At 71.0% G+C, this 8028-nt stretch carries 6 protein-coding genes; 4 read left to right on the top strand and 2 right to left on the bottom strand.

Annotated features, from left to right (window positions below; translation table 11 throughout):
- Nucleotides 1-42 precede the first annotated feature (42 nt).
- The 3 genes from OO62_RS04150 (at nt 43) to OO62_RS04140 (ending at nt 4892) form a co-directional block, all read left to right on the top strand.
- On the top strand, nt 43-927 hold the full coding sequence (locus OO62_RS04150) for a sugar phosphate isomerase/epimerase family protein (RefSeq protein ID WP_051732645.1): 885 nt from the start codon (nt 43-45) through the stop codon (nt 925-927).
- Nucleotides 928-1214: 287 nt separating this feature from the next.
- A complete protein-coding gene (gene recD2 / locus OO62_RS04145; protein WP_033265766.1) occupies nt 1215-3425 on the top strand; it encodes an SF1B family DNA helicase RecD2 in 2211 nt (736 codons plus the stop codon).
- A gap of 177 nt (nt 3426-3602) precedes the next feature.
- Complete coding sequence (locus OO62_RS04140; RefSeq protein WP_033265765.1) at nt 3603-4892, top strand: citrate synthase; 1290 nt, start codon at nt 3603-3605, stop codon at nt 4890-4892.
- A gap of 595 nt (nt 4893-5487) precedes the next feature.
- On the opposite strand, the gene OO62_RS04135 is transcribed toward OO62_RS04140, so the two are convergent.
- Complete coding sequence (locus OO62_RS04135; protein WP_033265764.1) at nt 5488-5775, bottom strand: heavy-metal-associated domain-containing protein; 288 nt, start codon at nt 5773-5775, stop codon at nt 5488-5490.
- Nucleotides 5776-6038: 263 nt separating this feature from the next.
- Between OO62_RS04135 and OO62_RS04130 the strand changes: the two genes are divergently transcribed.
- Entirely contained in the window at nt 6039-6833 is a 795-nt protein-coding gene (locus OO62_RS04130) for a DedA family protein (protein ID WP_078617003.1), read from the top strand.
- Here the strand turns inward: OO62_RS04130 and OO62_RS04125 are convergent.
- The gene (locus tag OO62_RS04125) at nt 6716-7765 is read right to left on the bottom strand and encodes a Gfo/Idh/MocA family protein (RefSeq protein WP_033265763.1); all 1050 of its coding nucleotides are present in this window, start codon (nt 7763-7765) and stop codon (nt 6716-6718) included. The two genes, OO62_RS04130 and OO62_RS04125, sit on opposite strands and share 118 nt — an antisense overlap.
- Nucleotides 7766-8028 lie beyond the last annotated feature (263 nt).

The following is an 8028-nucleotide window of genomic DNA, read 5'->3' as shown; positions in this document are numbered from 1 at the left end:
GACCACCGAGATCTACACAGAGTAGATCGTCGGCAGCGTCAGATGTGTATAAGAGACAGGTCCTCCCCTCCCTCCCCGGGGGCGTCCGCGCTGTCCCGGCTGAGTCTCAATCAGGAGACCGTCAGACAGTGGTCACTGCCGGAACTGGCCGACGGGTGCGCACGGGCGGGCGTCCACGGCGTGGGCCTGTGGCGGGCGCCGGTCCAGGAGTACGGGGTGCGCGCGGCCGCCCGGCTCGTACGGGACGCCGGGCTGCGGGTCACCAGCCTGTGCCGGGGCGGGTTCTTCACCGCCCTCGACCCCGGTGAGCGGGCGGCGGCACTGGACGACAACCGGGCGGCCCTCGACGAGGCCGCCGCCCTGGGGACCGACACCCTCGTCCTGGTCTCCGGCGGCCTGCCGGCCGGCAGCCGGGACCTGCCCGGTGCCCGGGAGCGGGTCGCCGACGCGCTCGCCGAGCTGGCCCCGTACGCCGCCGAGCGGGGCGTACGGCTGGCCCTCGAACCACTGCACCCGATGTACGCCGCGGACCGCTGCGTGGTCTCCACGCTGACGCAGGCGCTGGACCTTGCCGAGCGGTTCCCCGCCGACCGGGTGGGCGTCGTGGTGGACACCTACCACCTGTGGTGGGACGACACGGCCGGCCCGCAGATCGACCGCGCGGGCGGCGCGGGAGCGGGGGCCGGTTCCCGGATCGCCGCCTTCCAGCTCGCCGACTGGGTGACCCCGCTGCCCGAGGGCGTCCTCCTGGGCCGCGGGCAGTTGGGCGACGGATCGGTGGATCTGCGGTGGTTCCGGGAGCGCGTCGAGGCGGCCGGCTACCGGGGGCCGATCGAGGTGGAGATCTTCAACCCGGCGCTGTGGGCACGAAACGGCGCCGACGTGCTGGCCGAAGTCGTGGCCCGCTACCGGGCGCACGTCGGATGACCGGCGAAAATCGAACTTCCGGCAACGGAGGAAGAACTCGGCGCCGGCGTGCAACCGTTGGCGTCCGACAAAAGTCATAGCTGACGCTGGTCCCGATAGGGGGAGGGATCCGGGGGGATCCGGGGCCGGCGCGGAGGGGGGAATCGAGGGGCCCGACCATCGGACGGGCCCCTCGATGGTGCTCCGACGGCGATCCGCGCCGCCCCGCGTTCCCCCCCGGCACCTTCACGCCCGCGCGGACCCTTGTTCGCGGGCGCGTTGTCACACCCCGGCGGTACGGTCGGGTCATGGTCAACGGAGCCGTGGTGGAAGGGGTCCTGGAGCGGATCACCTACGCCAACGAGGAGAGCGGCTACACCGTCGCGCGGGTCGACACGGGCCGCGGCTCGGGCGATCTGCTGACCGTCGTGGGGGCGCTGCTCGGGGCGCAGCCGGGGGAGTCGCTGCGCATGGAGGGCCGCTGGGGCTCCCACCCGCAGTACGGCAAGCAGTTCCACTGCGACAACTACACAACGGTCCTGCCGGCCACGATCCAGGGCATCCGCCGCTACCTCGGCTCCGGCCTGATCAAGGGCATCGGGCCGCGGATCGCCGACCGCATCGTGGAGCACTTCGGCACGGACACCCTCGACGTCATCGAGCGCGAGCCGGCGCGCCTCGTCGAAGTGCCCGGCCTGGGCCCCAAGCGGACGAAGCTGATCGGCGCCGCCTGGGAGGAGCAGAAGGCCATCAAGGAGGTCATGGTCTTCCTCCAGGGCGTCGGGGTGTCCACGTCCATCGCGGTGCGGATCTACAAGAAGTACGCCGACGCCTCGATCTCCGTCGTCCGCAACCAGCCCTACCGCCTGGCCGCCGACGTCTGGGGCATCGGCTTCCTGACCGCGGACCGCATCGCCCAGGCCGTGGGCATCCCGCACGACAGCCCGGACCGGGTCAAGGCCGGCCTGCAGTACGCCCTGTCGCAGTCCACGGACCAGGGCCACTGCTTCCTGCCCGAGGAGCAACTGATCGCCGACGCGGTGAAGTTGCTCCAGGTGGACACCGGCCTGGTCATCGACTGCCTGGGGGAGCTGGCCGCGGACCCGGAGGGGGTGGTGCGGGAGAAGGTGCCGGCGGGGCAGGACGGCGCGCCCGTCACCGCCGTCTATCTGGTGCCCTTCCACCGCGCCGAGATCTCGCTCGCCGGCCGGCTGAGCCGGCTGCTGCGGACCGAGGACGACCGGATGCCGGCGTTCCGGGACGTCGCCTGGGACAAGGCGCTGGCCTGGCTGGCGCGCCGTACGGGCGCCGAGCTGGCGCCCGAGCAGCGGGAAGCGGTACGGCTGGCCCTGACGCAGAAGGTCGCGGTCCTCACGGGCGGGCCGGGCTGCGGCAAGTCCTTCACGGTCCGCTCGGTCGTCGAGCTGGCCCGCGCCAAGCAAGCCAAGGTGGTGCTGGCGGCGCCCACGGGCCGGGCGGCCAAGCGGCTTTCGGAGCTGACCGGGGCCGATGCCTCCACGGTCCACCGCCTGCTGGAGCTCAAGCCCGGCGGGGACGCCGCCTACGACGCGGACCACCCGCTGGACGCCGATCTGGTGGTCGTCGACGAGGCGTCGATGCTGGATCTGCTGCTGGCGAACAAGCTCGTCAAGGCGGTGCCGCCGGGCGCCCACCTGCTGCTGGTGGGGGACGTCGACCAGCTGCCGTCGGTCGGGGCCGGTGAGGTGCTGCGGGACCTGCTCGCCGAGCCCGGGACGGTGCCCGCGGTCCGGCTGACCCGGATCTTCCGCCAGGCCCAGGAGTCCGGCGTGGTCGCCAACGCCCACCGGATCAATTCCGGCGTGCCGCCGCTGACAAGCGGGCTGACCGATTTCTTCCTGTTCGCGGAGGAGGACAATGAGGAGGCCGGGCGCCTGGCGGTCGATGTGGCGGCCCGCAGGATCCCGGCGAAGTTCGGCCTCGACCCGCGCCGCGACGTCCAGGTGCTGACCCCGATGCACCGCGGCCCGGCCGGTGCGGGCGCCCTGAACGGTCTCCTCCAGCAGGCCGTCACCCCCGCCCGCCCCGACCTGCCCGAGCGCCGCTTCGGCGGCCGGGTCTTCCGGGTGGGTGACAAAGTCACCCAGATCAGGAACAACTACGAAAAGGGCCGCAACGGTGTCTTCAACGGCACGGTGGGCGTGGTCACCGCCCTCGACTCCGACGAGCAGCGGCTGACCGTGCTCACCGACGAGGACGAGGAGGTCCCCTACGACTTCGACGAACTCGACGAACTCGCCCACGCCTATGCGGTGACGATCCATCGCTCGCAGGGTAGTGAGTATCCAGCGGTGGTGATTCCGGTCACCACGAGTGCGTGGATGATGTTGCAGCGCAATTTGCTGTATACCGCGGTGACCCGGGCAAAGCGCCTGGTGGTCCTGGTCGGCTCCCGCAAGGCCCTGGGACAGGCCGTACGCACGGTATCCGCCGGTCGGAGGTGTACGGCGCTGGCTCACCGGCTCTCCGGGGCGATGTGATGCCACTCCTCTTTCCCAATCGGCGCGAAGGGGAGCAGGATGGGACACTGGCGCGGCACTGAGTGCCGCAATGAGGCCCTATGGCCGACCCCGAGTGCACATCCAAGGTCCAAATGGGGGAAGGTATAGGCAGTCAGGGCACCTCGAAGAAGAGGCACAACGTCGGTGAGGGATGACGTGAGCGACAACTCTGTAGTACTGCGTTACGGGGACGGCGAATACAGCTACCCGGTCGTCGACAGCAGCGTCGGCGACAAGGGCTTCGATATCTCGAAGCTGCGCGCCCAGACCGGTCTGGTGACCCTGGACTCCGGTTACGGCAACACCGCGGCATATAAATCCGCGATCACCTATCTCGATGGTGAGCAGGGAATTCTTCGTTACCGCGGGTATCCGATCGAGCAGCTCGCAGAGCGCAGCACGTTCGTCGAGACCGCGTATCTGCTGATCAACGGTGAGCTGCCCACCGTCGACCAGCTGTCCGCCTTCAAGCAGGACATCACTTACCACACCCTGCTCCACGAGGACGTCAAGCGCTTCTACGACGGCTTCCCCCGGGACGCCCACCCGATGGCGATGCTGTCGTCCGTGGTCAGCGCGCTGTCGACCTTCTACCAGGACAGCCACAACCCGTTCGACGAGCAGCAGCGCCACATCTCCACGATCCGGCTGCTGGCCAAGCTCCCGACGATCGCGGCGTACGCCTTCAAGAAGTCGGTCGGCCACCCCGTCGTCTACCCGAGCAATGACCTCGGGTACGTCGAGAACTTCCTGCGGATGACCTTCTCGGTGCCCGCCGCCGACTACGAGCTCGACCCGGTCGTGGTCAGTGCCCTGGACAAGCTGCTGATCCTGCACGCCGACCACGAGCAGAACTGCTCGACCTCCACGGTCCGCCTGGTCGGCTCCTCGCAGGCGAACCTCTTCGCCTCGATCTCGGCCGGCATCAACGCCCTGTGGGGCCCCCTGCACGGCGGCGCCAACCAGTCCGTGCTGGAGATGCTGGAGCGCATCCAGCGCGACGGCGGCGACGTCGACGCCTTCATCCGCAAGGTGAAGGACAAGGAAGACGGCGTGAAGCTCATGGGCTTCGGGCACCGCGTCTACAAGAACTTCGACCCCCGCGCGAAGATCATCAAGGCGGCGGCGCACGACGTCCTCTCCGCGCTCGGCAAGTCCGACGAGCTGCTGGACATCGCCCTCAAGCTGGAGGAGCACGCGCTCTCCGACGACTACTTCGTCTCGCGCAAGCTCTACCCGAACGTGGACTTCTACACCGGTCTGATCTACCGGGCCATGGGCTTCCCGACCGAGATGTTCACCGTGCTCTTCGCGCTCGGCCGGCTCCCCGGCTGGATCGCCCAGTGGCACGAGATGATCAAGGAGCCCGGCTCCCGCATCGGCCGCCCGCGCCAGATCTACACCGGCGTCGTCGAGCGCGACTTCGTGCCGGTCGAGCAGCGCTGAACGCCCTGCCGGCGCTGAGCGCATAAAGCGCTGAGCACATAAAGCGAAAGCGCCCCGCCTCCGGATCCCCCCACGGGTCCAGAGTGCGGGGCGCTTCCCCTGTCCCGGTTGGATTCCCCCCACGGGATCCGTCCGGGCGTTCCGGGTTGCACCGCGCTCCGCCGGGACGCGCACATCGGGAGGGCCGCTCAAAGCTCCCCGGGCACGTCGCCCCGGCCACGCGTAGCCGGGCGCGATCCCCAAGATCGGCACGGCTGGTGCCAGTGCAAGCCCCGCCGGGGTGCCTGCACTGCCCGGTTAGACTCGCGACCCCCCTCAATGGTTACGTTCCAATGAGTGTGATCTGGGTCTCTTGCCATATGGGTGCGAATGCGGTCAAGGGCCACCATCTGGAGATCGAGGTCCAGAGGTATGGGTGTTGTGTCCCGAGGTGGGGGCGTTGTGTCAGTTGTAAGAACCGCGTGAAAATTCGCGTCCCGCGGGGCGGCCGCCGGCCCGGTTGAACGCACGGGCGCGGGCCGGGCCGCCGACGGCAGTCCGGCCCGCGCCCGCGAGCCCTGACGGGCCGGAGTGAGCAGGGGTGGGGGGCGGCGGGTCAGACCGCCTCTCCCGCGAGCTCGTAGCCGGCCTCGTCGACCGCCGCGCGCACGGCCTCCTCGTCCAGCGGGGCCTTGGACGTCACGGTCACCAGCCCGGTGGCCGCCACCGCCTGCACCGAGCTGACGCCGGCGATCTCGCCGATCTCGGACGCCACCGCACCCTCGCAGTGCCCGCAGGTCATGCCGGTGACCTTGTACGTCGTGGTGACCTCGCCGACCTGGACGTCGGAGCCGCCGGAGTGGCAGGAGCCTTGCGGGGTGCAGCAGGAGCTGTTCTCGGTCATGGGGGAGTCTCCTCGTGATGCCGATGCGTTCCGTCGGTGCGGAGCATTCTCCGCGGTGCCGGATATCGGATGCCGCGACGGGCCGGGGTGGGTCGCGAGGGACGCACGGGGCCCAGGTGGCTGTCGATACCTCCTGCACCCTACGCACTCTATACCCCTAGGGGGTATCAATCCAGCCCTCGCCACACCATCGCGTTGCCGTGTCCCCCGCCCCGCGTCAGCCTTGGGGTACGGACTCGGGGCGGATCCGAGGAGGCGGCCGGATGGACGTACTCGCCCTCTACGGCCTGCTGGTGCTCACGACCCTGCCGCCGCTGGTCCCCAACTCCGCCCTGCTCGTCTCCGCCGGCGTCCTCGCCTCCCGGGGCGAACTCTTCCTGCCCCAGGTGATCCTGGCCGTCGCCGTCAGCGCACTGCTCGGGGACCTGTTGATGTACCTGGCCGCCCGGCGGTTCGGAGGCCCCGTACGCACCTGGATGCGGCGCAACCCCCGCCGCCGGGCACTGCTGGAGTGGACCGCCCAGCGCGTCGAGCGCTACGGCCTGCCGTTCGTCGTCGCCGTACGGTTCCTGCCCAGCGGACGGATCGCCGGGGCGCTGGCGGCCGGGGTGCTGCGCTATCCGTGGCGGAAGTACGCACTCGGCGCCGGCATCGCCGAACTGACCTGGGCGACATACTCCATCGGCCTCGGCTACCTCGGCAGCGCGGCCGTCCACAACCGGCTCCACGCCGTCGGCATCGGCCTGGGCGTCTCCTGCGTGGTCGCCGCCGCCGGCACCGCGATCCAGTGGGCCGCCCGGCGCCGGGCACTACGGGAACGGCCCGACCGAAGCGGTGAACGGGACGGCGAGGGGCGCGACGACCGCGCCCCCCTTGCGGACCGCGCCTCCTCCGCGCCCCGCTTCTCACGCCCCCGCTTCTCCCTCACCCCCGACGCCGCTCAGGCGCCCGCGGCCGCCCCGGCCCCCGGGGCCGCAGGCCCGGCCGTGACGCGGACGTCCGCGACCGCCACCGGTGCGCCGGTCCGGCGTGACCGCTCGCAGGACTCGGCGACATAGAGCGCCTCCAGCGCCTCCGCCGGAGAGCACGGACTCGGCCGGCGGCCCGCGGCGACCTCGGTGAAGACCCCCAGCTCGGTGACATAGGCGTCGTGGAAGCGCTCCATGAACGTGGCGTACGGGTCGGCGGCCCGCCGCCAGGACAGCTCCGGCTCCGCGGACGGCAGCGGCGCCCGGTCGTCCAGGCCGACGAACCGGGCGCCCTCGGAGCCGCAGACCTCCAACCGCACGTCATGGCCCGCGCCGTTGTAGCGGGTCGCGGTGACGGTGGCGAGGGTGTCGTCGTCGAAGCGCAGCAGGGCCGCGCAGGTGTCGACGTCGTCCCCGTCGGCGAAGAAGGACGCGCCCCGGTTGGCGCCCTGGGCGTAGACCGAGACCACCTCACGCCCGGTGAGCCAGCGCAGGATGTCGAAGTCATGGATCGAACAGTCCCGGAACAGCCCGCCGGAGGTGGGGATGTAGCCGGCCGGGGGCGGCGTCCGGTCGCTGGTGCAGGCGCGCAGGGTGTGCAGCCAGCCCAGCTCGCCCGAGCGCAGCGCCTCCCGGGCGGCCCGGTAACCGGCGTCGAAGCGGCGCTGGAAGCCGATCTGCACGGGCACACTGCCGGCCTCCGCCCGCTCCACCACGCCGACCGTGCCCGGCACGTCCAGTGCGACCGGCTTCTCGCAGAACACCGGCACCCCGGCGTCCAGCGCCTGGTGGATCAGCGTGGCGTGTGCGCTGGTCGCCGCGGCGATCACCACACCGTCCAGGCCCTGCGCGTACATCTCCGGGATGCTCGCGGCGGCCCGTACGCCGAGGGCGTCAGCCAGCGCCGCGGCACGCGCCGAGTCGGCGTCGGCGACCACGAGGTCACGCACGCCCGGGACGCTCTGCAGGGTCCGGGCGTGGAACGCGCCGATGCGCCCGGTACCGATGAGGCCGATCTTCATGCTCGGTCCTTCCGGAGGGAGAGGGGAGGAGAGGAGACGGGAGGGAGGAGGGAAGGCGACTGGTCGTGGTTGGAACGATCCAATCCGGGGCCGTTCCGGGCACCCTGCATGTCCTGATGTCTGCATGTCAATCCCTCTGCGGGCTTCGGTGCGGCCGCCGGCCCGGTCACGGCAGTCCATGTGCCGTGGCCTGCCCCGGGGCGCGCAGGGTCTGGTCGGGGCGCGTACGGATGGGTGCCGGAGCCGCCGTTGACGGTGCGGCG

The sequence above is a fragment of the Streptomyces lydicus genome, assembly GCF_000717345.1.
GTDB classification, from domain to species: domain Bacteria; phylum Actinomycetota; class Actinomycetes; order Streptomycetales; family Streptomycetaceae; genus Streptomyces; species Streptomyces lydicus.
The sequence above is the reverse complement of the archived record's forward strand: the minus strand, read 5'-3'. Positions and strand labels throughout refer to the sequence as shown.

Bases quoted from the DNA above. Each gene is read 5' to 3' on its own strand.
- OO62_RS04150 (WP_051732645.1), top strand. From the start codon at position 43: ATGTGTATAAGAGACAGGTCCTCCCCTCCCTCCCCGGGGGCGTCCGCG.
- recD2 (WP_033265766.1), top strand. From the start codon at position 1,215: ATGGTCAACGGAGCCGTGGTGGAAGGGGTCCTGGAGCGGATCACCTAC.
- OO62_RS04135 (WP_033265764.1), bottom strand. From the start codon at position 5,775: ATGACCGAGAACAGCTCCTGCTGCACCCCGCAAGGCTCCTGCCACTCC.
- OO62_RS04130 (WP_078617003.1), top strand. From the start codon at position 6,039: ATGGACGTACTCGCCCTCTACGGCCTGCTGGTGCTCACGACCCTGCCG.
- OO62_RS04125 (WP_033265763.1), bottom strand. From the start codon at position 7,765: ATGAAGATCGGCCTCATCGGTACCGGGCGCATCGGCGCGTTCCACGCC.